General features: G+C 72.7%; 24 protein-coding genes and 1 riboswitch. Of the genes, 11 read left to right on the top strand and 13 right to left on the bottom strand.

Annotated elements, in window-relative coordinates:
- Positions 1–22: 22 nt before the first annotated feature.
- Positions 23–1,921: an anthranilate synthase family protein gene (locus AC0666_RS13890; protein ID WP_478707636.1), complete on the bottom strand. Its 1,899-nt coding sequence runs from the start codon at positions 1,919–1,921 to the stop codon at positions 23–25.
- A 265-nt stretch (positions 1,922–2,186) separates the two neighbouring features.
- Here AC0666_RS13890 and AC0666_RS13885 point away from each other — a divergent pair, with 265 nt between their 5' ends.
- On the top strand, positions 2,187–3,551 hold the full coding sequence (locus AC0666_RS13885) for a class II 3-deoxy-7-phosphoheptulonate synthase (RefSeq protein ID WP_468967153.1): 1,365 nt from the start codon (positions 2,187–2,189) through the stop codon (positions 3,549–3,551).
- A 140-nt stretch (positions 3,552–3,691) separates the two neighbouring features.
- Positions 3,692–3,940 (top strand): (2Fe-2S)-binding protein, encoded by a 249-nt coding sequence (locus tag AC0666_RS13880; protein ID WP_478707635.1) that lies wholly within the window; start codon positions 3,692–3,694, stop codon positions 3,938–3,940.
- Between the two features lie 55 nt (positions 3,941–3,995).
- On the opposite strand, the gene bfr is transcribed toward AC0666_RS13880, so the two are convergent.
- Entirely contained in the window at positions 3,996–4,475 is a 480-nt protein-coding gene (bfr, locus tag AC0666_RS13875; RefSeq protein ID WP_356853755.1) for a bacterioferritin, read from the bottom strand.
- 171 nt (positions 4,476–4,646) lie between these two features.
- On the opposite strand from bfr, the gene AC0666_RS13870 reads away from it, so the two are divergent.
- Entirely contained in the window at positions 4,647–5,279 is a 633-nt protein-coding gene (locus AC0666_RS13870; protein WP_468967146.1) for a sulfite oxidase-like oxidoreductase, read from the top strand.
- 13 nt (positions 5,280–5,292) lie between these two features.
- Here the strand turns inward: AC0666_RS13870 and AC0666_RS13865 are convergent, their stop codons facing one another.
- From AC0666_RS13865 to thiO, 6 genes are all read right to left on the bottom strand, one after another.
- Positions 5,293–5,784, bottom strand: coding sequence for a DUF4396 domain-containing protein (locus tag AC0666_RS13865; protein ID WP_478707634.1), 492 nt, complete (start codon positions 5,782–5,784; stop codon positions 5,293–5,295).
- 87 nt (positions 5,785–5,871) lie between these two features.
- Entirely contained in the window at positions 5,872–6,741 is an 870-nt protein-coding gene (locus AC0666_RS13860) for a deoxyribonuclease IV (RefSeq protein WP_468582113.1), read from the bottom strand.
- Between the two features lie 4 nt (positions 6,742–6,745).
- Positions 6,746–8,662: a Stk1 family PASTA domain-containing Ser/Thr kinase gene (gene pknB / locus AC0666_RS13855; RefSeq protein ID WP_468967138.1), complete on the bottom strand. Its 1,917-nt coding sequence runs from the start codon at positions 8,660–8,662 to the stop codon at positions 6,746–6,748.
- A gap of 144 nt (positions 8,663–8,806) precedes the next feature.
- Complete coding sequence (locus tag AC0666_RS13850; RefSeq protein WP_361721673.1) at positions 8,807–9,601, bottom strand: thiazole synthase; 795 nt, start codon at positions 9,599–9,601, stop codon at positions 8,807–8,809.
- A 3-nt stretch (positions 9,602–9,604) separates the two neighbouring features.
- The gene (gene thiS / locus AC0666_RS13845) at positions 9,605–9,805 is read right to left on the bottom strand and encodes a sulfur carrier protein ThiS (protein WP_030156043.1); all 201 of its coding nucleotides are present in this window, start codon (positions 9,803–9,805) and stop codon (positions 9,605–9,607) included.
- Complete coding sequence (gene thiO, locus AC0666_RS13840; RefSeq protein ID WP_468967132.1) at positions 9,802–10,971, bottom strand: glycine oxidase ThiO; 1,170 nt, start codon at positions 10,969–10,971, stop codon at positions 9,802–9,804. The genes thiS and thiO overlap by 4 nt, the downstream gene beginning before the upstream one ends.
- A riboswitch (TPP riboswitch) is annotated at positions 10,969–11,081 on the bottom strand. Its footprint overlaps the gene before it by 3 nt.
- Positions 11,082–11,172: 91 nt before the next feature.
- Between thiO and AC0666_RS13835 the strand changes: the two genes are divergently transcribed.
- The 5 genes from AC0666_RS13835 to AC0666_RS13815 all read left to right on the top strand — a co-directional run bounded on the left by AC0666_RS13835 (position 11,173) and on the right by AC0666_RS13815 (position 15,567).
- Positions 11,173–12,393: an NAD(P)/FAD-dependent oxidoreductase gene (locus AC0666_RS13835; RefSeq protein WP_478707633.1), complete on the top strand. Its 1,221-nt coding sequence runs from the start codon at positions 11,173–11,175 to the stop codon at positions 12,391–12,393.
- Between the two features lie 73 nt (positions 12,394–12,466).
- Positions 12,467–12,832: an Rv2175c family DNA-binding protein gene (locus AC0666_RS13830; protein ID WP_352215115.1), complete on the top strand. Its 366-nt coding sequence runs from the start codon at positions 12,467–12,469 to the stop codon at positions 12,830–12,832.
- Positions 12,833–12,930: 98 nt separating this feature from the next.
- Positions 12,931–13,581, top strand: a complete 651-nt coding sequence (gene thiE / locus AC0666_RS13825; RefSeq protein WP_478707632.1) for a thiamine phosphate synthase — start codon at positions 12,931–12,933, stop codon at positions 13,579–13,581.
- A gap of 83 nt (positions 13,582–13,664) precedes the next feature.
- Positions 13,665–14,582, top strand: a complete 918-nt coding sequence (metF, locus tag AC0666_RS13820; protein WP_468967123.1) for a methylenetetrahydrofolate reductase [NAD(P)H] — start codon at positions 13,665–13,667, stop codon at positions 14,580–14,582.
- 40 nt (positions 14,583–14,622) lie between these two features.
- Positions 14,623–15,567, top strand: coding sequence for a hypothetical protein (locus AC0666_RS13815; RefSeq protein WP_468967120.1), 945 nt, complete (start codon positions 14,623–14,625; stop codon positions 15,565–15,567).
- A gap of 43 nt (positions 15,568–15,610) precedes the next feature.
- Here the strand turns inward: AC0666_RS13815 and AC0666_RS13810 are convergent, their stop codons facing one another.
- The 5 genes from AC0666_RS13810 to AC0666_RS13790 form a co-directional block, all read right to left on the bottom strand.
- Entirely contained in the window at positions 15,611–17,026 is a 1,416-nt protein-coding gene (locus AC0666_RS13810) for a phytoene desaturase family protein (RefSeq protein WP_478707631.1), read from the bottom strand.
- A 22-nt stretch (positions 17,027–17,048) separates the two neighbouring features.
- Positions 17,049–17,681 (bottom strand): DUF4126 domain-containing protein, encoded by a 633-nt coding sequence (locus tag AC0666_RS13805; RefSeq protein WP_468967115.1) that lies wholly within the window; start codon positions 17,679–17,681, stop codon positions 17,049–17,051.
- Positions 17,682–17,812: 131 nt separating this feature from the next.
- Positions 17,813–18,214: a DUF3040 domain-containing protein gene (locus tag AC0666_RS13800; RefSeq protein WP_356852685.1), complete on the bottom strand. Its 402-nt coding sequence runs from the start codon at positions 18,212–18,214 to the stop codon at positions 17,813–17,815.
- A 327-nt stretch (positions 18,215–18,541) separates the two neighbouring features.
- Positions 18,542–19,300 carry a class I SAM-dependent methyltransferase gene (locus tag AC0666_RS13795; protein WP_468582127.1) on the bottom strand — a complete coding sequence of 253 codons (759 nt, stop codon included), beginning with the start codon at positions 19,298–19,300 and terminating at the stop codon, positions 18,542–18,544.
- 73 nt (positions 19,301–19,373) lie between these two features.
- Entirely contained in the window at positions 19,374–19,868 is a 495-nt protein-coding gene (locus tag AC0666_RS13790; RefSeq protein ID WP_468582128.1) for an SAV_6107 family HEPN domain-containing protein, read from the bottom strand.
- A 204-nt stretch (positions 19,869–20,072) separates the two neighbouring features.
- Between AC0666_RS13790 and AC0666_RS13785 the strand changes: the two genes are divergently transcribed.
- From AC0666_RS13785 to AC0666_RS13775, 3 genes are read left to right on the top strand one after another with little or no spacing between them, the layout of a single operon-like run.
- Positions 20,073–20,996 carry an ATP-binding cassette domain-containing protein gene (locus tag AC0666_RS13785; RefSeq protein ID WP_478707630.1) on the top strand — a complete coding sequence of 308 codons (924 nt, stop codon included), beginning with the start codon at positions 20,073–20,075 and terminating at the stop codon, positions 20,994–20,996.
- Positions 20,968–23,058 (top strand): YhgE/Pip family protein, encoded by a 2,091-nt coding sequence (locus AC0666_RS13780; RefSeq protein WP_468967107.1) that lies wholly within the window; start codon positions 20,968–20,970, stop codon positions 23,056–23,058. The genes AC0666_RS13785 and AC0666_RS13780 overlap by 29 nt, the downstream gene beginning before the upstream one ends.
- 28 nt (positions 23,059–23,086) lie before the next feature.
- Entirely contained in the window at positions 23,087–23,713 is a 627-nt protein-coding gene (locus AC0666_RS13775) for a TetR/AcrR family transcriptional regulator (RefSeq protein ID WP_361720455.1), read from the top strand.
- The last annotated feature ends 46 nt before the right edge of the window (positions 23,714–23,759 follow it).

Here is a 23,759-nt window from a genome sequence, read left to right as displayed (position 1 = left end):
GCGCGGCCGCGCCGTGCGGCGGCTACGCCGGGGCGGCCGTCCGGACGCCGGCCAGCAGGTCCCGCAGCAGCTCGGCCCCCCGCAGGGTCAGCACCGACTCCGGGTGGAACTGCACCCCCGCGAAGCCGCCCGCGGCCGAGCGGAGCGCGTGGACCTCGCCCGTGGCCGGGTCGCGGGCGACCTCCACACCCCGCCCCGCCAGGTCGGCGGCCCGCTCGCCGGAGCAGTGCGCGGTGAAGGTGTTGTAGAACCCGACCACCTCCGGCGTCCCGAACAGGTCGATCCGCGTCTGCGCCCCCTGCGCCGGCTCCGCCTTGCGGACCAGCGGCAGCCCGAGCTCCGCCGCCAGCAGCTCGTGGCCCAGGCAGACCCCGAGCAGGCCGCCCCGGTGCGAGCCGAGGAGTCCGGCGGCCAGCCCGCGCAGCATCCGCATCTTGGGATCCCCGGGATCCGCCGGGTTCCCCGGGCCGGGGCCCAGCACGACCGGACCGTCCCAGGCCAGGGCGGCCGCCCGCAGCCCCGGATCGTCGTAGCGGCGTACGGTCACCTCCACCCCGGCCACCCGCAGGACGTGGGCCAGCATCGCCGTGAAGGTGTCCTCGCCGTCGACCACCAGCGCATGCCCCGTCACCGCGGCCGGCCGTTCCTGCATCCGCAGCCAGAACGGCGCCAGGTCGCGCCGCCGGTCCGCCAGGGCCGCCTGGACCCGGGGGTCCGCCGCCAGTCCGGCCGCCGCGGGCTCCGGGCGGGGCGCCGCCGGGCGGACCCCGAGGGCCGCCAGCACGCCCGCCGCCTTGGCGTGGGTCTCGGCGACCTCGCCCGCCGGGTCGGAGTGCCGGACCAGGGTCGCCCCGACCGGCACCCGAAGCGTGCCGTCCGGCGCGATGTCGGCCGTCCGGATGAGGATCGGGGAGTCCAGGGTCTGGGACCCCGTCCCGTCCACGCCCAGCAGGGCCAGGGCGCCCGCGTAGTAGCCGCGGCCGCCGGACTCGTACCGCTCGATCACCCGGCAGGCGTTCTGCACCGGCGAACCGGTCACCGTCGCCGCGAACATCGTCTCCCGCAGCACCTCCCGCACGTCCAGCGAGGAGCGTCCCCGCAGCTCGTACTCGGTGTGCGCGAGGTGCGCCATCTCCTTCAGCCGCGGCCCGGCGACGACCCCGCCCCGGTCGCCGACCGTGCACATCATCTTCAGCTCCTCGTCGACCACCATCGACAGCTCCTCGGTCTCCTTGCGGTCGGCGAGGAAGGAGAGCAGGGACTCGGCGGTCGGCCCCCCGGCCGGGTACCGGTACGTGCCGCTGATCGGGTTCATCACGACGGTGCCGCCGGACATCCGCACGTGCACCTCGGGGCTGGCCCCGACCAGGGTGCGGTCCCCGGTGTGGACGACGTACGTCCAGTACGCGCCCCGCTCGCCGAGGAGCAGCCGCCGGAACAGCGCGAGCGCGTCGGCCCGGCCGAAGCCCTCGATCCGGCCCTCGTAGGTGCGCCGGATGACGAAGTTCGCCCCCTCGCCGCGGCCGATCTCCTCCCGGATCACGCGCTCGACCGTGGCCGCGTACTCCTCGTCGGGTACGTCGAAGCCGCCGCCCTCCACCCGTACCGCGTGGTCCGGCAGCGCCGCCACCGCCTGCGCGAGGGGGAGCTCGTACGCCTCCTCGGCGACCAGCACGGCCAGCGGCGTGCCGTCGTCGCGTACGTCGAAGCCGCGCTCCCGGATCTGGCGGAAGGGCACGAGGGCGAGGGTGGGCAGCTCCCGGACCGGGAGCTCGGCCAGCTGCCCGGCCTCGTGGACGGCGCCGATCAGCACCTCGACGGTGTCGTGGTCGCGGCCGGGGGTGCGCCGGCGCAGCAGGGCGAACGGCGGGCAGGCGTCGTCGAGCAGGCGCTGCAGGTCGGGGAGCAGGCTGGGTGCCATGGGGTGGTCGTCCTTCCGGTGGAGAGGGACGGCCCGGCCCGCAAGCACGAAGGCCGCCCCTCGGGGCGGCCTTCGCTTCGCTCGTGTCAGTGGGTACGCGCGAGGGGTGAGCCGCCGGGAGCGGGCCACCACCAGTTCTGGAGGGAGAGCGCGTACATGGGCTGCACCCTAGCCGACGCGTCGGAGCGACGGGCGAGTAACACTGGCAGGGACATCCGTCTCACGTAGTGGTCCCCGGGCTGGACCCCGGGCGTAACGCCGTAATGTGTACGAGGTGACCGTGAACGCTGAAACCCACGCCCCCGCCGCCAAGGCGACCTGGCGAGACCTTCCCGCGGCGCAGCAGCCTTCGTACCCCGATGCCGAGGCCCTGCGCGCTGTCGTCGCGGACCTCGAATCGTATCCTCCCCTCGTTTTCGCGGGTGAGTGCGACCAGCTGCGCGCCCGTCTGGGAGCCGTCGCCAAGGGCGAGGCGTTCCTGCTTCAGGGCGGCGACTGTGCCGAGGCCTTCGACGCCGTCTCCGCCGAGCACATCCGCGCCAAGCTGAAGACGCTGCTCCAGATGAGCGCCGTCCTGACGTACGCGGCCTCCGTGCCCGTCGTCAAGGTCGGCCGTATCGCCGGCCAGTACTCCAAGCCGCGCTCCAAGGACACCGAGACCCGCGACGGCGTCACCCTGCCGACCTACCGCGGTGACTCCGTCAACGGCTTCGCCTTCACCGAAGAGGCCCGGATCCCGGACCCCGAGCGGCTGAAGCGCATGTACCACGCGTCCGCCTCGACGCTGAACCTGGTGCGCGCCTTCACCACCGGCGGTTACGCCGACCTGCGCCAGGTGCACGCCTGGAACCAGGACTTCGTGAAGTCCTCGCCGTCCGGGCAGCGCTACGAGCAGCTCGCGCGGGAGATCGACAACGCGCTGAACTTCATGAAGGCCTGTGGCACCGACCCGGCCGAGTTCAAGGCCGTCGAGTTCTACGCCTCCCACGAGGCGCTGCTGCTGGACTACGAGGGCGCGCTGACCCGCACCGACTCGCGGACCGGCAAGCTGTACGACACCTCCGGCCACATGGTCTGGATCGGTGAGCGCACGCGCCAGCTGGACCACGCGCACATCGAGTTCTGCTCGCAGATCGCCAACCCGATCGGCATCAAGCTCGGCCCCACGACCACGGTGGACGAGGCCCTGACCTACATCGACCGGCTGGACCCCGATCGCGAGCCGGGCCGGCTGACCTTCGTCGTCCGCATGGGCGCCGACAAGGTCCGCGACAAGCTCCCCGAGCTGGTCGAGAAGGTCACCGCCTCGGGCGCGACCGTCGCCTGGGTGACCGACCCGATGCACGGCAACACCTTCGAGGCCGCCTCCGGCCACAAGACGCGCCGTTTCGACGACGTGCTCGACGAGGTCAAGGGCTTCTTCGAGGTCCACAAGGGCCTGGGCACCCACCCGGGCGGCATCCACGTGGAGCTGACCGGCGACGACGTCACCGAGTGCGTGGGCGGCGGCGACGAGATCTTCGTCGACGACCTGCACCAGCGCTACGAGACGGCCTGCGACCCGCGGCTGAACCGCAGCCAGTCCCTGGACCTGGCGTTCCTGGTCGCCGAGATGTACCGCGACCAGTAAGCACTCCATGACAGTGGGGCGCGGATCCGTGTGATCCGCGCCCCACTGTCGTTCCCGGTCTTTTAGGCAAGCCTCACTTTAGGTACGGTTAGGTAAGCCTCACCGAATGGGGATGGCTCACGACCGTTCCTGTCAGGGAGGTGAACCGCGTGTACGTCTGCTCTTGCTTCGGGATCACCGACCAGCAGGTCAAGGAACACGCGGCCGCCGGGGCCTGCACCCCGCGCCAGATCGCCTCGGCCACGAAGGCCGGCACCGATTGCGGCTCGTGCGTGCGCACCATCCAGGGCCTGCTCGGCCGCGGGGCGTGCCCGCGCCGCGAGCTGGTGGAGAAGGGCAGGGCGACCGCCGTCCTCGCCGCGGCCCCGGAGCTCGCCGAAGCCGCGTAGGGCCGGAGCCCGCGTCCGGCGGGCGGTACCCGGGCCCGGTGCGGTGCCTCCGTGCTCAGCTCTCCGGCTGTTCGATCAGCTGCGCGATGTAGAGCGCTTCGCCGATGCTCTCGATGAGCTCCAGCTGCGTGTCGAGGTAGTCGATGTGGTGCTCCTCGTCGGCCAGGATGTCCTCGAACAGACGCGCCGAGGTGACGTCCCCCTTGCCGCGCATCACCTCGATCCCGCGCCTGAGCCGGTCGATCGCCTCGACCTCGACCTGCCGGTCCGCCTGGAACATCTCCGTCAGGGTCTGGCCGACCCGGACGTGGAAGAGGCGCTGGTAGTTCGGCAGCCCGTCCAGCATGAGGATGCGCTCGGTGAGCCGGTCCGCGTGCTTCATCTCGTCGATGGACTCGCTGCGGGTGTATTCGGCGAGCTTGGTCCAACCCTTGTTGTCCTGGATCCGGTAGTGGAGCCAGTACTGGTTGATCGCCGTGAGCTCGCCGGTCAGCTGCTCGTTCAGAAATTCGAGGACCTCGGGGTCGCCCTGCATCGCAGAGGCTCCTTCCAGGCAATGTCAGCACGTGACGGGGCAGTGCGCGCATCCTTGCACCGCCGCAAGAGGTCGTCCAGTAAGTGCCTCCTTAGTGGGAGTTGCCATGACTTGCCCGAATCGGTTCGCACCTGGTCGTGACCACCCTGCGGCGTCTGTCACCATGGAGGCATGGGTCAGCCGGAAAGCCGGGAATCTCCGGGAGCAGATCAGCCGGAGCTTCCGCCGGGGCAGCGGTTGCAGCGCGGCTGGCCGGTCACCCATTACGGTCCGGTACCCAAGTTCAAGCCCGACCGCTGGGAGTTCCGCGTCTTCGGCGCCACCGCGGACGGCGAGAAGCACTGCTGGAACCACGAGGAGTTCACGGCCCTGCCGTTCGACTCGGTCGTCGCGGACCTGCACTGCGTGACCAAATTCAGCATGTCGGGCGCCGAATGGGGCGGTGTGCTCGCCCGCCGCATCCTCGACCTGGCGCCGCCTGCCCCGCAGGTCACGCATGTGATGGTGTGGGCCGAGTACGGCTTCAGCTCCAATATGCGGCTGGCCGACTTCGCCTCCGAGCGTACGGTTTTCGCCACCCACCAGGGCGGCGAGCTGCTCACCGCCGAACACGGTTTCCCGCTGCGGCTCGTGGTGCCCCACCTGTACGCCTGGAAGGGGCCTAAGTGGGTGCGCGGCGTGGAGTACATGACCGCCGACCGCCGCGGCTTCTGGGAGGAGCGCGGCTACCACAACATCGGCGACCCCTGGCGCGAGCAGCGCTACTCGTACCAGGAGGAGCCGGGGGACGGCCCCGAGCTGTAGCCCGCCGCCGTCGCTAGTGGTGGTACTGGTGGACGACCGCGTGGCCCCTGCCGCGACCGATCATCCACTTGTTGACCGGTGTGGTGACGAGGAAGGCGAGCACGAGCGAGACCGCCAGCGCGATCCAGAACAGTGCCTCCGCCAGGTGGGCGTCCATCGCCCCCGGCCACAGGGCGATCACCCCGTTGTCGATCAGTTCCATGACGGCGATCGAGAGGGTGTCGGCGGCCAGCGCCACCCGGACGGCGGTACGCAGTCCCACGCCGGCCGCGAGGATCCCGCGCAGCGTGAGCGCGTAGCCGAAGAAGAACGCCAGGACGATCGCCAGGACCATGGTGGGCGCGTTCCCCCAGCCGAAGGCGGTGCCGACGACCATGCCGAGCACCTCGCCGATGGCGCATCCGGTGAGGCAGTGCAGGGTGGCCCGGGCGGCCGTCGCCCAGCTGACCCGTCCGTGGTGCTGGTGGTGACCGTGGTGTTCGTGCTCTTCGTGGACGTGGTTCATCGCAACCCCCAGGGAACGCCGGAGAACGGTTCTGCCAATGAGCAGAACCGTATACCCCCAGGGGGTATTCCTCAACGCTCTCGCGGATCAGTGGATCTCGCGCAGCTCCTTCAGCAGCGCCACGTCCGCCGCGTGTCCCTCCGGACCGCCGGGCGTCTCGATGACCAGCGGTACGCCCTCCATCGCCGGGTGGGTGAAGAGCTCGCCGAAGGCCTCCCGGCCGATGTGGCCCTGGCCGATGTTGGCGTGCCGGTCCTTGTGGGCGCCCACGCCCTCCTTGGAGTCGTTGGCGTGGATCAGCTTCAGCCGCCCCTCGCCCACCGTGTCCACCAGCAGGTCCAGCGTCTGCTTCACGCCGCCCGGCTCGGCCAGGTCGTGCCCGGCGGCGAAGATGTGGCAGGTGTCCAGGCAGATCCCGAGCTTCGGGTGGTGGTCGAGCGCCTCGAAGTACGGACCGAAGTCCCAGGTCCGGGAGCACAGCGAGGAACCCTGGCCGGCCGTGGACTCCAGCAGGAGGAAGGGGTCGTCCTCGTGCGTCAGCTCATCCAGCAGCGGCAGCAGGTACTCCCTGACCTGCGCGTACGCGAGCTCGCGGGGGCGTCCCCCGGTCGCCGAGCCGGTGTGCACCACCACCCCGAGCGCCCCGATCTCCCGACCCCGGCGCAGCGAGTGGCGCAGGGACTCCACCGACTTCTCGACGGTCGCCTCGGTGTGCGAGCCGAAGTTGATCAGGTAGGGGGCGTGCACGTAGGCCGGGATGGACCCGGCCGCGCACCCCTCGCGGAACAGGGCGTCCTGCGCGGGATTGCCGACGGGGGTGGCCCAGCCGCGCGGATTGGCCACGAAGACCTGCACGGCCTCGGCGCCCATCTGCCGGGCGTAGGCCAGTCCCACCGAGGCGAGTCCGCCGGCGACCGGGACGTGTCCGCCGACGGGATTGCGTACGGCCTGTTCCATGGACCTACAGCCCCTTGGTCCGCAGGATGATCGTGCCGCCCTCGGGAGCGTTCTGGCCGCCCGGCACCGACTGGGCCTCCACGGTGTTGCTGAAGGAGAGGAAGGGCCGCTCCACCTTCACCTTGAAGCCGGCCGCCTCCAGGATCTTGCGGGCCGCGTCCACCTCCTGGCCGGTCACGTTCGGCACGGGGAGCTGGCGGGGGCCCTTGGAGACGGTGAGCGTCACCGTGTCACCGGCCGCGGCCTGGGCACCCGCGCCGATCGACTGGTTGGCCACCGTGCCGGCGGGGGAGGGCGAGTTGACCTCCTCGGCGGCCGTCTCCACCTTCAGGCCGAGGTCCTGGAGCGCCGCCCGCGCCTGGTCCACCGGCTTTCCGGCCACGTTCGGCACCTGGACGGGGCGGCCCTTGCTGACCACGAGCGCGACCGCGGTGTCGGGCGCCCGCTTCTGGCCGCCCCCCGGATTGGTGCCGATCACCGAGCCCTGCGCGACGTCCTGGCTGAACGCCTGGGTGACCAGGCCGGGGGCCAGGCCGCTCTTGGTCAGCTCGGCCTTGGCCTCCTCCAGCGGCCGGCCCTTCACGTCCGGTACGACGACGACCTCCGGGCCGCGCGAGATGGTCAGCACCACCGCGCCGTTGCCGCGGATGCGCTTGCCGCCCTGCGGATCGCTGTTCATGACGGTCCCGCGGTCGAAGGCGTCGCTGAACTTCCGGTCGACCCGCTTCACCCCGAGACCGGCCGCCGACAGCTCCGACTTGGCCTGGGCCTCGGTCTTGCCCAGCAGATTGGGCACCTTGGTGAACTGCCCCGAGTTGATGTACCAGACGCCGGTGCCCAGGCCGAGGGCGAGCAGCACGCCCGCGACGACGAGGAACAGGCCGCGGCGGGAGCGGGGCTGCACGGCGGACGACCCGGAGGGCCCGGACGGCGGCGGAATCGGCGGCGTCGCCAGCCGGGAGGTCTGGTGCAGGGGCGGCTGCGCCGCGACCGGCCGCGGGATCACGCTGGTGCGGTCCTCGGCGGCGGACCGCTCCTCGGCGCGCGCCTGCGGCGGTACGGCGTCCAGCTCGGCGTCGCTGAGCTGCGCCCGGGCGTCGAGGGTGGCGCCGAGGAGGGCGGCGGCGTCGTAGGGGCGCAGCTCGGGGTTGCGGGCGGCGGCCTGCGCGACGAGCCCGTCCAGGGCGGCCGGCAGTCCCGGGACGGCGGCCGACGGGGGCGGCACGTCCTCGTGGAGGTGCTGGTAGAGCACCTGCGCGGCGGTGCCGCCGGTGTGCGGCTTGGAGCCGGTGAGCATCTCGTACAGGACGACGCCGCAGGCGTACACGTCCACGCGGGTGTCGGCGACGCCGTTCTCGATCTGCTCGGGGGCGAGGTAGGAGACGGTGCCGAGGACGGAGCCGGTGGTGTGGGTGACAGAGTCCACGGAGCGGACGAGCCCGAAGTCGGCCACCTTGACCCGGCCGTCGTCGCCTATGAGGACGTTCTCGGGCTTCATGTCGCGGTGCACGAACCCGGCTCGGTGGGCGGCGCCGAGGGCGGCGAGGACGGGTTCGAGGATGTCGAGCGCGGCGCGCGGCTGGAGGGCGCCGCGCTCACGGAGCACGTCGCGCAGCGTGCAGCCGGAGACGTACTCCATGGCGAGGTACGTGTACGGCCCGTCGGTGCCCTGGTCGAAGACGGCGACCACGTTGGGGTGGGCGAGGCGCGCCACGGACTTGGCCTCGCGGATGAAGCGGTCGACGAAGGCGATGTCGGCGGCGAGGGCCGGGTGCATGACCTTCAGGGCCAGGACGCGGTCGAGGCGGGTGTCGACGGCCCGGTAGACCGTTGCCATGCCGCCGGCCGCGATGCGGGCGTCGATGCGGTAGCGGTCGTCGAGCGTCTGCCCGACGAGGGGGTCGTCCAGGGTCGTGTCCACCCGGGGATTCTACGAGCCGGTCAGCTGCCGCCGGGCTCGGTGGTCCGGCTTGCAGCGCACCTGTGACGTGGCCGACGCCGTCCGGTGCCGCTGCGCGGGCCCGGCCCGGGCAGCGGGGGCCCCGACCCACGCAGCGGCGGCCCGTCAGAACGCCGGGCGCTCCGGGTCCAGGGCCGCGCGGCCCTCCGCGGGGGATGAGGCCTCCGCGAAGCGGCGCTGGGGGATGCGGCCGGCCCGGTGGGCCAGCCGGCCCGCCGACACCGCGTCGCGCATGGCCGCGGCCATGAGGACGGGCGCCTGCGCCCGCGTGACCGCCGAGGCCAGCATGACCGCCGCGCACCCCAGCTCCATCGCCAGCGCCGCGTCCGACGCCGTGCCCGCCCCCGCGTCCAGGATCACCGGGACCCCGGCCCGCTCCGCGATCAACTCGAAGTTGTGGGGGTTGCGGATCCCCATCCCCGACCCGATCGGGGAGCCCAGCGGCATGATCGCCGCACAGCCGGCGTCCTCCAGCTTGCGCGCCAGCACCGGGTCGTCGTTCGTGTACGGCAGCACGGTGAAGCCCTCGTCGACCAGGGTCTCGGCCGCCGCCAGCAGCTCCTCCCCGTCCGGCAGGAGCGTCCGCTCGTCCGCGATGACCTCCAGCTTGATCCAGTCCGTGCCCAGCGCCTCCCGCGCGAGCCGCGCCGTGAGCACGGCCTCGCCCGCCGTGAAGCAGCCCGCCGTGTTGGGCAGGACCGCGATGCCCAGCTTGGAGAGCAGCGAGAGGACGGATCCCTTGACCGTGGGGTCCAGGCGCCGCATCGCCACCGTCGTGAGCTCGGTCCCCGAGGCGATCAGGGCCCGTTCCAGGATCTCCAGGCTCGGCGCCCCTCCCGTACCCATGATCAGGCGGGAGGAGAAGGTCCGGTCGCCCAGTGCGAAGACGTCGTCGGCCATGGCTCAGCCCCCCTGCACCGCGGTGAGGACCTCGACGCGGTCGCCCTCGCCCACCGGCGTGAGGGGCCACTGGCCGCGCGGGACCACGGTCTCGTTGAGGGCGGCCGCGACACCGGACGGGGCTGCGGTCAGGGTGGCGACCACGGCGTCGAGCGTGGTGCCGGCCGCGATCTCGCGCGGCTCGCCGTTGACGGAGATGGTCATGCGTACGACTCCTCGCGTGCGGAGCTGAAGCGGCGGGGGCTGAACGGCCGGGCGAGCTCCGCCACCGTGCCGGTGGCCAGCAGCTGGGCCATCACATCGCCGGTCAGCGGGGTCAGCAGCACCCCGTTGCGGTAGTGCCCGGTGGCCAGGTGCAGACCCGGCAGGTCGGTCGGGCCGAGCAGCGGGGCGTTGTCGGGGGAGCCGGGGCGCAGCCCGGCCCGGGTCTCGGTCAGCGGCAGTTCGGTGATGCCGGGCACCAATTCGTGCGCGTCCCGCAGGAGTTCGTAGACCCCGCCGGCGGTGACCGTGGTGTCCCAGCCGAGTTCCTCGCTGGTGGCGCCGACGACGAGTTCGCCGTTCTCCCGCGGCACCAGGTAGACGTGGCTGCCGCGTACGACCGCCCGTACCGTGCGGGACAGGAACGGCGCGTACGCCGCCGGCACCGCGAGCCGCAGCACCTGCCCCTTCACCGGCCGCACCGGAGGCAGCACCTGCGCCGGTACGCCGTCCAGCCTCCCGCTGAGCGAACCGGCAGCCAGCACCACCTGGTCCGCCTCCAGCAGCGTGCCGTCGTCGAGCTCCGCCCCCGCGGCCCGGTCGGCGCTCACCACCAGCCGCCGCGCGCCCGTCCGGTGGATGTCCACCCCCGCGCCCTCGCAGGCGGCCAGCAGCGCGGCCGCCAGGCGGCGCGGGTCGACCTGGTGGTCGCCGTCGACCCGCAGCCCGCCCCGTACGCCCGGGGCCAGCATCGGCTCCAGGCGCCGGCACTCGCGGCCGGTGAGCCACTCGGACTCCAGTCCGCAGCGGCGCTGCAACGCGTGCAGTTCGCGCAGGTGGAGGCGGTCGTCGGCGTCGAGGGCCACGGCGAGGGTGCCGCAGGCGCGGTAGCCGATGTCCATGCCGCCGCTCGCCTCGGCCAGCTCGGCGGCGAACTCCGGATAGCGGGCGGCGGAGGCCAGGTTGAGGCCCAGCAGGGTCTCCTCGCCGTAGTGGAGCTCGGTGACGGCGGCCAGCATGCCCGCCGCGACCCGGGCGGCCCCGCCGCCCGGGTCCGGATCGGCGAGCACGGTGCGCAGTCCGCGCCGGGCGGCCCGCCAGGCGGTGACCAGGCCGATGATCCCGCCCCCGATGACGAGGACGTCGGATCCCTTTCGAGATGAGTGCATGGGCGTCCAGCCCCTCCCTTCGCCGGCATGACCCGGATCAGGTTCGTACGGTCGGAGGCCGGCCAGCCTCCCTCTCAGCCCGGTGCGCCCGGACTCCCGCGATAGGTACGGTGGCCAGACTAACCCTGGCGCCGCCCTCCGGTAAGGCAGCCTCCCCGGCCTCCGTTCCTGATGGGCTGTCAGGTGGCTAGGGTGGGCGGCGTGAGCGAGCAGACGGAAAAGACTGAGAGCGGCATCGTCATCGTCGGCGCCGGAATGGCCGGGGTGCAGACCGCGGTCGCCCTGCGGGAGCAGGGCTGGACCGGCCCCCTGACCCTGCTGGGCGCCGAACCCCACCAGCCCTACGACCGGCCCCCGCTGTCCAAGGCGGTCCTGCTCGGCAAGGCCGAGGACTCCGCCTTCGACGTGGACTTCGAAGGGCTGGGGATCGAGCTCCGGCTCGGCACGGAGGTGACCGCCCTGCGCGCCGCCGACCGCGAACTCGACACCGAGGCGGGTCCGGTCCCGTACGAGGTCCTCGTGCTGGCGACCGGTGCCGAGCCGCTGACCCTGCCGGGCGCCGAGGGCGTCCCCGGCGTGCACCTGCTGCGCACCCTGGACGACGCGGCCCGGCTGCGCCCGGTGCTGGCGACCGCCCCGGCGGCGGTCGTGGTCGGGGCGGGCTGGATCGGGGCGGAGTTCGCCACCGCCGCGCGGGAGGCGGGGTGCGCCGTGACGGTGGTCGAGGCGGCCGACCGGGTGCTGGCCGGGGCGCTGCCCGGGGAGGTGGCCGCCCCGATGGCCCGCTGGTACGAGGAGGCGGGGGCCGAACTGCTGATCGGAACCAAGGTGGCCTCGGTGGAGCCCGGCCGGGTCCTGCTGGCGGACGGACGGGAGCTGGCGGCGGGCGCGGTGGTCGTGGGCATCGGGGCCCGGCCGGCGACGAGCTGGCTGGCGGGATCGGGCGTGGAGCTCGGGCCCGACGGCGCGGTGGTGGCCGACGCGCACCTGCGGACCTCGCTGCCCGGCGTGTACGCGGTGGGGGACTGCGCGTCCTTCCCGTCGGCGCGGTACGGGGCGCGGCTGCTGGTGCACCACTGGGACAACGCGCTCCAGGGGCCGCGGGTGGTGGCGGCGAACATCCTGGCGGGCGAACCCGTACAGGTGTACGACCCGGTCCCGTACTTCTGGTCGGAGCAGTTCGGCCGGTTCGTGCAGTACGCCGGCCACCACGCCGGGGCGGACACCCTGCTGTGGCGCGGGGACCCGGCCGAGCCCACGTGGTCGGTGTGCTGGCTCCGCGACGGGGCGCTGGCGGCGCTCCTGGCGGTGGGCCGCCCCCGGGACCTGGCGCAGGGCCGCAAGCTGATCGAGACGGGCACCCCCCTCGATGCCGCCAAGGTCGGCGACCCGGAGACGCCCCTGAAGTCGGCGGCCGCCTAGCACGGGCGTCGGGGAGACCCGGACGGGCGGGCTCGGGTACCGAGTGCCGGTGCGAGGTGGCAGGCTTGTGTCCGTGACCGAGATTGACGCAAAGATCGATGCCCTTGTCCCCGCCTGGCTGTACCTCCCCGACATCGCGGAGATGCTCGACATCGAAGTGACCCGGGTCCGCCAGCTGGTCAAGGAAGGTCAGCTGATCGCCGTGCGCCGTGGCGAGAACCGCGCGCTGCAGGTACCCGCCCCCTTCATCGACGGCGACAAGGTCGTCAAGGGCCTGGCCGGCCTGCTGACCGTCCTCCGTGACGACGGCTTCTCCGACGAGGAGATGCTGGAGTGGCTGTTCACCGCCGACCCGACCCTGCCCGGCACCCCCGTGCAGGCCCTGAGCGAGAATCGCGGCACGGAGGTGAAGCGCCGGGCCCAGGCGCTCGCCCTCTGACCGGAGTCCCGATGCCCGGGTCCTGAGCGGACTCGGCCGATCCATCGCGGTGTGCGGGCCGAGCGGGCCCGCGCACCGCGCCACCACGGGGGGTACCCATGTCCGCGAACGCCCAGCTGTCCGACGCCCGGCTCTACCTGTGCACGGACGCCCGCAAGCGGCAGGGGGACCTCCCCGAGTTCCTCGACGCCGTCCTGGCCGGCGGAGTGGACATCGTCCAGCTCCGCGACAAGGGCATGGAGGCGGGCGAGGAGCTCGAACACCTCCAGGTCTTCGCCGAGGCCGCCCGCCGGCACGGCAAGCTCCTCGCGGTGAACGACCGCGCCGACGTCGCCCACGCCATCGGCTCCGACGTGCTGCACCTCGGCCAGGGTGACATCCCGGTGCCCGCCGCCCGCGCGATACTCGGCGGGGGCGTGCTCGTCGGGCGCTCCTGCCACGCCGAGTCCGAGGTGGACGCCGCCGTCGCGGAACCCGGCGTGGACTACTTCTGCACCGGCCCCTGCTGGCCCACCCCCACCAAGCCCGGCCGCCACGCCCCCGGCCTGGATCTCGTCCGGTATACGGCCTCCCTCACCCAGGACCGGCCCTGGTTCGCCATCGGCGGGATCGACGCCGGCAACCTGGACGAGGTCCTGGACGCCGGAGCCACCCGCGTCGTGGTCGTGCGCGCCCTGACCGAGGCCTCCGACCCGGGAGCGGCCGCGGCCGAGCTGGCCAAGCGGATCCGGGCGCGCGCGTCCGAGTAGCCCATCGGCGGGGGGTGTCCAAAAAGCTGTCCAAAAGGCGGACGCCGCTTCGGCGTCCACGACCCCCCGTCTAACCTGCCCGTATGGCCCTTGGTACCGCTTCCACCTGGACGGATCGTGCACGCACGGTCCGTGACCTTCTGGCGTCCGGGGATCCCTCGTACTCCTTCGAGTTCTGGGCTCCCAAGACGGAGAAGGGCGAGCGCAACCTCTGGAACGCCCTGCGCCGCATCGAGGCGGTCGCCCCGAGCTTCGTCTCGGTCACCTACGGAGCCGGCGGCTCCACCCGCGGCGGCACCGTCAAGGCCACCCAGCAGATCGCCGCGGACACCACCCTGACCCCGGTCGCCCACCTGACCGCCGTCGACCACTCGGTCGCCGAGCTGCGCCACGTCATCGGCCAGTTCGCGGACGCGGGCATTCGCAACATGCTGGCCCTGCGCGGAGACCCGCCGGGCGACCCCATGGGCCCGTGGGTGGCGCACCCCGAGGGCGTCCACTTCGCCGCCGACCTGGTCCGGCTGGTCAAGGAGTCCGGCGACTTCTGCGTCGGCGTCGCGGCCTTCCCCGACATGCACCCGCGCTCGGAGGACTGGGGCACGGACATCCGGCACTTCGTGGACAAATGCCGTGCAGGTGCGGACTATGCGATCACCCAGATGTTCTTCGATCCGGAGAACTATCTGCGGCTGCGCGACAGCGTCGAAAAGGCGGGCTGTGAGACCCCGATCATCCCCGAGGTCATGCCTGTTGTGAACATCAGGCAGCTCGACCGGCTGCCCCAACTCAGCAACGCGGTCTTCCCTGAGGCCGTGAAAGAGCGCATGCTCGCCGTCAAGGACGATCCGGCCGCTGTACGCTCCATGGGGATCGAGTTCGCCACGGAGTTCTGCGCGCGGCTGCTGTCCGAGGGTGTCCCAGGGCTGCACTTCATCACGCTGAACAACTCCACGGCGACTCTCGAAATCTACGAGAACCTGGGCCTGCACCAGCGGGCCTGATCGGCCGTACCCGGGGCGGCCGTACCGAGAGGTGCCACGCATGGGAATGACGGTCCTCTACATCGCGTTCGGTTTCGTCGCGCTGTGGCTGCTTGCCGAGGTCCTGATGCAGTACAAGGCCCGGCTGCGCTGGCGCCTGCTCGCCTTCGCCGGGTTCCTCGGCGTGGTCGCCGGGGTGCTGCTGCCCTCGGTGCTGGTCATCGCGGTCGGCGCGGCCGCCTTCGCCGTGGGCCAGACCCTGGTCACGCTCTCCTTCCGCAAGGGCTTCGTGGCCGGCTGGGCGCTGCGGCGCGGCGGTCAGCCCGTACGCCAGACCCGGCGGCGGCGGGCGGGCGGTCCGCGCCCGGAGCCGGCGTTGGAGGTGACCGCACTGGAGTACGGGGCCGAAGGCCCGGACGGGCCCGGCGTGGACGCCGACGAGGACGCCGGGGACTCGGACCGCTCGCCGCAGCCGCAGTTCCAGGCCTCGACCGAGGAGTTCTACAGCCCGGAGCCGCTGCCCGAGGACACCGGCTCGTACGGGATACAGAGCTTCGCCCCCACCGCGGACGCGGGACAGGGCGCCGCCTTCACCCCGGCGTTCGCCGCGTCCGAGCAGGACGCCCACCAGTACGCCCCCTACTTCGATGCGCAGGCCTACGACCCGCAGTCCCAGGGCGGCTACGACTACTCCGGCTACCCGGGGGGCGGCGAGCAGCAGGTCTACGCCGCCTACTCCGACCCGTACATCGGCACCGGCGGCGGGGTCATCCCGCCGCAGCCGTACGACTACACCCCGTACGGATCGGGCTACACCCCCGACCCCTACGCCAGCCAGGGCGGCCAGCAGTCGTACACGATGGACACCCCGCCCGGAGGGGTGTGGGTGCCGCAGCAGCGGGACGTGGCGCAGCCGTACCCGGAGGAGCAGGGCGGGTACCCCCAGCAGGAGCCGCAGCAGTACCCGTACCAGGGCACCGGGGAGTACGAGCAGTACCGCTACTGAGAGCCGGTCACCGCTGCTCCGCCCGAGCGGAGCAGCGGGCCGCTCACTGCGAGCCCTTGAAGTCCGCGCCCTCCACGATCAGCCCGGCCACCAGCGCCCCCGTCATCCCGGCGTGCGCGAGCCCGCCGCCGGGGTGGGCCCAGCCGCCCGCCAGGAACAGGCCGGGCAGGGCGGTGGTGTTGGCGGGCCGGAGCAGCCGGCCCCGGACCCCCGCCAGCGCCGGCGGCGGTACCGCGCCGCCCAGGGCGCCGGTGGCGGCCTCGACATCGGCCGGCGTACGGGCCTCCCACCACAGCAGCCGCTCGCGCAGCCCCGGCACGGCCCGGGCGGCGAGGTCGAGCAGCGCCTCCGGGTCGGGGGCCTCGTCCGTGCCCGCCGCACCGCACACCGCGCTCAGGGTGACGGCCTCGTGGTCCGCGTCGGGGCGGGTGGCGGGGTCGTCGGGCCGCAGGACGGTGAGCAGCGTGTCCGCGGAGTGGACCAGGGTGCGGTGGACGGCGTCCTCGGGGCGGGCGCCGCGCAGCGCGAGCAGGAGCGTGTACCGGCTCGTCACCTGCGGACCGTCCGCCGGGACACCGCCGGAGGGCAGCGGCACCCGCAGCGGCCTCGGATCGACACCGCAGACCACGAAGTCCGCGGCCGCCTCCGTCCCGTCGGCCAGCAGCAGCCCGGCCGCGCGGCCCTCCCGCTCCAGGACCTCCCGTACCGGCGCGCCGAAGACGAAGGCCACCTTCCGCTCCAGGCAGCGCTCGTACACCGCGGTGGCCAGCGCCCGCATCCCGCCGCGCACGTACCAGCTGCCGAAGGTCTGCTCCATGTACGGGAGCACGGCCGCGGAGGCGGGCGCGGTGGCGGGGTCGATCCCGTACGCCCGCACCCGGGCGGCCAGCAGCTCCCCGAGCTCGCCGCCCAGCTCGCGCGCGGCCACCTCGGCGAGGGTCGGCGGCCGGCGGCGCAGCAGGCCGCTCTTGCGCAGGGCGGGGTAGGGGTCGCGGCCCAGGACCTGCCAGTCGGGGCGCAGGGGCTCCTCCAGCAGCGGGCGGCGGGTGGCGTTCCAGGCGTCCCGGGCCCGGCCGAGCACCCCGTTCCAGCGCTCCCCGGCGCCCGCGCCGAAGGCCTGGTCGAGGACGGCGGCGGCCCCGCCGCGCGAGGCGCCCGGGAGGGTGACCTCCCTCCCGTCGGCGAGGACGTGGCGCAGCGCCGGGTCGACCTGGACCAGCTCGACGCAGTCCTCCAGGGGGCGCTTGCCCGTCTTGACGAACAGGTCGCGGTAGACGGCGGGAAGGTGCAGCAGGCCGGGACCGGTGTCGAAGGCGAAACCGTCCCGCTCGTGGCGTCCCAGTGAGCCGCCGTGGGTGGAGCCCCGCTCGTACACCGTCACCTGATGCCCTGCCACGGCCAGTCGGGCCGCCGTGGCCATCGCGCCCATCCCGGCGCCGATCACCGCAATTCGTGCCATGCGGATGACCCTATCGAGGCGGTCACCAGGGTGGTGGCCCGGCCCGTCCGGGGAGCCGCCCGCCGCCCGCCAGCTGCTTCTCCTCCCGGCGCTGGGCGCGGCGGCGCAGGAAGCGGCGGATCCTGCTCCAGAGGAAGACCAGCGCGGCCAGGCCGGTGGCCAGCAGGACGGCCGCGATGATCGCGGCGGCCGTGGGGTGGAACACGGCGAAGGTCACGATGCCGGCCACGCCGAGGTCCTCGGCGGTGCTCAGCACGATGTTGCTGACGGGCTCCGGCGAGGTGTTGACCGCCATCCGGGTGCCGGCCTTGACGAAATGGCTGGCGAGCGCGGTGGAACCGCCGATGACCCCGGCGGTGATGTCGGAGAGCGAGCCGCTCTGGCCGGCGAGCAGCGCGCCGACCACGCCACCGGCGACCGGCCGGATCACGGTGTGCACCGTGTCCCAGACGGAGTCCACGTACGGGATCTTGTCGGCTACGGCCTCGCAGAGGAACAGCACGGCAGCGACGATCAGCACGTCGGTGCGTTGCAGGGACGCGGGGACCTCGTCGGTCAGTCCGGTCGCGCCGAAGACGCCGAGCAGGAGGACCACGGCGTAGGCGTTGATCCCGCTGGCCCAGCCGCTGGTGAAGACCAGGGGGAGCACACTCACCCGGTCATCATGGCGCAGGATCAGTCACCGGCACAGCGGGGAGCGGTAGGAGGGCGGAACGGTGAGCGTGCAGAACGGTGAGGGGACGGCCGCCCTGCGGCGGCCGTCCCCTCACCCGTGTCTGCGTGGAGCTAGTGCCCCTGCTCGTCGCGGCGGCGCTGCCACCGCTCCTCGATCCGGGTCATCATCGACCGACGCTGCCGGTTGCGGCCGTGGGCCGCACCGCCTGCACTGCCGGAGACGGGGTGCTCGCCAGGCTTGGGTGCCTTGCGCCAGCCGGTGACCACGAGGACCGTACAGCCCAGCATGACGAGGAAGCCCACCACGCTGACCCAGAGTACGTTCGGGATGATCACACCGGTCATGAGGAGCGCGATACCCACCACAATGCCTGCGACTGCCTGGTAGACCCGTCGCCGGGTGTACGTACGCAGTCCGCTTCCCTCAAGCGCTGTCGCGAACTTGGGATCTTCGGCGTACAGCGCTCGCTCCATCTGCTCGAGCATTCGCTGCTCGTGCTCCGAGAGCGGCACGGGAGTCCTCCTCATCCGTCGGTCGCGGGGGGTAGCGACCAGGGGTCCCCTTCAGGATAGGCGGGGAATCGCCCCCATGACACCCGCCCCTTACGCCAGGTTCTGAAAAGCATCGCCTGTATAAGCACTGCTTGGAAAGCACTGCGCGAAAACCGTACCGCCCGGGGGACGGTCGCTGAGGCGCTTATTCCCCATTGGCCCGTTCCCCATGCCGATCACTGGTCCCGATCATACGGGCCCGACGGCCGGTCCGGAGGGGTCCGCTGTTACTCCCTCGGCGGAAGCCCCGCAGTTCAGGCGGGGCCCCCGCGGGGAGTCGAGCGGAACTCAGGCGCGCTTCTCGCCGAGGACGTGCAGCTGCGTGGCGACCGCGTGGAAGGCGGGCAGCTCGGCCGCGGCCTCCTCCAGCCGCAGCAGGGCCTCGACCGCGCCCGGCTCGGTGTCGACCAGGACTCCGGGCACGAGGTCGGCGAAGACCCGGACGCCGTGCACCGCCCCGACCTCCAGGCCGGCTCCGGCGACCAGGCCGGCGAGCTGCTCGGCGGTGAAGCGGCGCGGTACGGGGTCGCCCGCACCCCAGCGGCCGGCCGGGTCGCTGAGGGCCGTGCGGGCCTCGGTGAAGTGGCCGGCCAGGGCGCGGGCGAGCACCGCCCCGCCGAGGCCCGCACCGAGCAGGCTCAGCGTGCCGCCGGGGCGCAGCGCCGCCACCGCGTTGGCCACGCCTTCGGCCGGGTCGTCCACGTACTCCAGTACGCCGTGGCAGAGCACCACGTCGTACGCGTCCCGCTCGACGACGTCCAGCAATCCCTGGGCGTCGCCCTGTACGCCGCGGACGAGGTCGGCGACGCCGGCCTCGGCGACCCGGCGCTCCAGTCCGAACAGGGCGTTCGGACTGGGGTCGACCACGGTGACCCGGTGGCCCAGGTGGGCCACCGGCACGGCGAACTTGCCGGTGCCGCCGCCGGTGTCGAGCACGTCCAGCACGTCCCGCCCGGTCGCCTTCACCCGGCGGTCGAGCGCCTCCTTGAGGACCTCCCACACCACGGCGGTGCGGAGGGAGGCACGGGGGCGGGAAGTGTCCGACACGGCTGATGGCTCCTCGGCGCGGAAGGGGTTGGCTCTGCGTCCCCCACCCTATTGCCTTCGGGAGTCGTGCAGCTCATCCCGCGTCCGGACGCTCCGGACGGGGCGGCGGCACGGTCTGCGGCAGGGTCTGCGCCACCGGCTGGAGGGCGAGCATCCGCTCCACCAGCCGCAGGAACATGGCGACGGCGCGCACCAGGTCGTCCGCGTCCCGGGCGGTCGCCGCGTCCGGTATGCCCGCCTCTGCCCGGGCCCGGCGGGCGGCTCCGGAGGCGAACAGCGCGCTCCACTCCGTCAGCTCCGGCGCTATCTCCGGCAGTACCTCCCACGCACTGCGGATCCTCGGCCTGCGCCGCCCCTTCACCGGCTCGGGCCGCCCGCGCGCGGCGAGCACGGCCGCGGCGACGCGCAGTGCGGCGAGGTGGGCGGTGGCGTACCGCTCGTTGGGCCGGGGCAACCGGTCGGCCTCGGCCAGGCCGCTGCGGGCCTTGGCGAGCAGGTCGAGCGCGGCCGGCGGCGCCGACGACCTGCGCGGGACGGGATGGACAGGGGACGGGGACGGTGTGGCCATGACGAACCTCCTGTCGTTGCGTGCGGTGCGGTGGCTCTACGTCTGCTTCTGTGCGTGCCCCCATCGTGACGCGCCCCACTGACAATTCCGTTGACCTGCACTTTTGCCGCTTCTCGGGCATCAACTTGCTTGCTGGGTACACGCGGTGCGGCAGAAGGTGCTAGTTTTTGAACTGACCAGTCAGTTCAAAAGAAGGGGGAGGGTGTGGACAGCCCGCACGGCGCGGCCGTCAAAGCCGAGAACTTCGGACTCAAGGGCCCGCGCGGCTGGGTGTTCCGGGGGGTGGGTCTCGACGCGGCGCCCGGCTCGCTCGTCGCGGTCGAAGGCGCCTCCGGCAGCGGCCGGACCTGCCTGCTCCTCGCCCTGACCGGCCGCATGAAGCCCACCGAGGGCCACGCCGAGGTCGCCGACCACCGCCTGCCCCAGCGGATGACCGCGGTCCGCCGGATCGCCGCACTCGGACCGGTCACCGGGGTCAACGACCTCGACCAGGCCCTGACCGTCGCCGAGCAGCTGCGCGAGGGCGCGTTGCTCCAGCGCCGCTACGAGGGACCCGTCCGCGCCCTGCTGCGCCCGCGCGGCGAGCGCCGCGCCGGCTCCACGGCCCGGATCGACGCCGCCCTGGCCGCCGCCGGACTGGACCTCGCCACCCTGCCCAAGGGCCCGCGCACCTCCGTACGCGACCTGGAGCGGCTGGAATCCCTGCGGCTGTCCGTGGCCATCGCCCTGCTGGGCTCACCCCGCCTGCTCGCCCTGGACGACCTCGACCTCAAGCTCACCGAGGCCGAGCGCGCCGAAGCCTGGGAGCTGCTCCGCTCGATCGCAGCGGCCGGCACCACCGTCCTCGCCGTCTGCAGCAAGGCCCCTGACGACGTGACGGTCCTGCGCACGGGCGCAGCGGAAGCCGCTGCCCGCCCCGAAGCCGGACGGGCAGCCCAAGGCACCGAAGCCACCGAAGCCACCCGCGGCGCATCCGACGAAGCGGCCGGCGGCTCCGAAGACGCCGACACCACCCAAGACACCGACACCACCGACGCCACCGACACCGCCGAAGACACCGGCAACACCGGCAACACCGACGACACGAAGGGGACGGACGATGCGCTCGCCGAAGCTCGCCGCGCTTGAGCTGAAGCGGTTCGGGCGGGGGAAGCTGCCCGCCGCCGCTCTCGTCGCGCTGCTCCTCCTGCCGCTGCTCTACGGCGCGCTGTACCTGTGCTCCTTCTGGGACCCGTACAGCCGCCTCGACAAGGTGCCCGTCGCCCTCGTCAACGCCGACCAGGGCGCCACCGTCGAAGGCAAGCGGATCGACGCCGGCGGTGAGATCACCAAGAAGCTGCACGCCAGCAAGACCTTCGAGTGGCACGACGTGAGCGCCCAGGAGGCGGCCGAGGGCCTGGAGCACGGGACGTACTACCTGTCCCTGACCATGCCCGCCGACTTCAGCGCGAAGATCGCCTCCAGCTCCGGCGCGGACCCGGCCACCAGCGCCCTCCAGGTCCGCACCAACGACGCCAACAACTACATCGTCGGCTCGATCTCCCGCACCGTCTTCTCCGAGGTGCGCGCGGCGGCGTCGACCAACGCCTCCCGCGGCTTCCTCGACAAGATCTTCGTCTCCTTCTCCGACCTGCACGACAAGACGGCCGAGGCCGCCGACGGCGCGGACAAGCTGAAGGACGGCGCCGGCAAGGCCCAGCAGGGCGCCAAGGACCTGGCCGACGGTCTGGACACGGCCGAGGAGAAGACCGGTGAGCTGAGCGGCGGGCTGAAGAAGCTCGAATCGGGGGCGGGCAAGCTGGAGACCGGTTCCAAGGACGTCGCCGACGGCACCCAGGCCCTCGCCGACAAGGTCAACGGCGCCGCCGACAAGGCCCGCCCCTTCCTCAAGGACCCCAAGCAGGTCGCCGACACCGCCGTGCTGGTCGCCGACACCGCCAAGGTCGTCAACAACCACCTGGAGACCTTCGCCAAGAAGGCCCCGGCCGCCGCCACCGTCACCCAGCGGGTCTCCACCGAGGCCTCCGAGGTCTACGCGAAGACCTGCACCGCCGGTGCCAAGCCGGTGCCCGCGACCTGCCCCCAGCTGAAGAAGCTCAAGGACGACGCCGCCGAGGGCGCCCTGCTGGCCGGTGACGTCAACAACCTGGTCAAGGACGCGAACGGCGACCTCGGCAAGCTCCGCCGGCAGCTGACCGACCTGGAGAAGCAGGCCCGCGACCTCGCCAAGGCGGCCCCCGGCCTGTCCTCCGACCTCGACGCGGCCGTCACCAAGGTCAACGCCCTCAACACGGGTGCCCACAAGGTGGCGAGCGGTGTGGCCCAGCTGCACACCGGCCTCGGTACGGCCTCCTCCGGCTCCGGCAAGCTCGTCGAGGGCGTCGGCAAGCTCGGCGACGGCGCGCACCGCCTCGACGGCGGCATGTACAAGCTCGTCGACGGCACCGGGGAACTGGCCGGCGGCCTGCACAGCGGCGCCGAGAAGATCCCCGACTACGACGAGCAGCAGCGCGATACCCGGACCGAGGTCATGGCCGACCCGGTGAAGCTCGCGAACCAGTCGCTGCACAAGGCGCCCAACTACGGCACCGGCTTCGCCCCCTACTTCATCCCGCTCTCCCTCTGGGTCGGCGCGATGGTCGCCTACATGCTGATCGCGCCGCTGAACAAGCGGGCCCTGGCCGCGGGCGCCTCCCCGTGGCGGATCGCGCTCGCGGGCTGGCTGCCCGTGGCCGGCCTCGGGGTGGCGCAGGTGGCCGCGCTGATGTCCGTACTGCACTGGGCGCCGAGCCTCGGCCTCCAGATGGCGCACCCGGCGCTCACCATCGGCTTCCTGCTGCTGGTCACCGCCTGCTTCGCGGCGATCGTCCAGTGGCTGAACGCCAAGTTCGGTGCGGCCGGGCGGATCCTCGTCCTCGCCGTCCTGATGCTCCAGCTGACCTCGGCGGGCGGTACGTACCCCGTTCAGACCAGCCCGGACTTCTTCAACTGGGTCCACCCGTACCTGCCGATGTCGTACATCGTCGACGGCCTGCGGCGCCTGATCACCGGCGGGGACCTCACGCCGGTCTGGCAGGGCTGCGCGGTCCTGGCGGCGTTCACGGTGGGCTCCCTCGTCCTCACCTCGCTCGCCGCACGCGGCAAGCAGGTGTGGACGATGGACCGCCTGCACCCGGAACTGAGCCTGTAAGGACGCGTGACCTGTGAGAATCAGCGCCATGGACAGCAGCAGGACCGGTACCGGCGGCGGCCGTCGGCAGGCGACCCGCCAGAAGCTCTACGAAGCAGCCGTCACCCTCATCGCCGAACAGGGGTTCTCCGCGACCACGGTCGACGAGATCGCCGAGCGGGCGGGCGTCGCGAAGGGCACCGTCTACTACAACTTCGCGAGCAAGAACGAGCTCTTCGAGGAGCTCCTGCGGCACGGCGTCGGCCTGCTCACGGCCTCGCTGCGGGCCGCCGCGCAGGAGACGGAGGAGCGGGGCGGCAGCCGGGTCGAGGCACTCGACGCGATGATCAGGGCGGGCCTCGTCTTCATCGACCGGTACCCGGCCTTCACCCAGCTCTACGTCGCCGAACTGTGGCGCACCAACCGGACCTGGCAGTCCACGCTGATGGTGGTCCGGCAGGAGGCGGTGGCCGTCGTGGAGACGGTGCTGCGGGAGGGTGTGGAGCGCGGGGAGCTGAGCGCGGAGATCGACGTGCAGCTGACCGCCGCCGCCATGGTGGGGATGGTGCTGGTGGCAGCGCTGGACTGGCAGTCCTTCCAGAGCGAGCGGTCGCTGGACGACGTGCACTCGGCGCTGTCGCTGCTGCTGCGGGGGCGGGTCGGCGGGAACTGCTGAGGCGGTGACCCGATCGGCGGTGCCCTGGGCCGCGTGTGCGGCGTAG

The organism is Streptomyces sp. NPDC043680 (assembly GCF_056436685.1).
The sequence above is the reverse complement of the archived record's forward strand: the minus strand, read 5'-3'. Positions and strand labels throughout refer to the sequence as shown.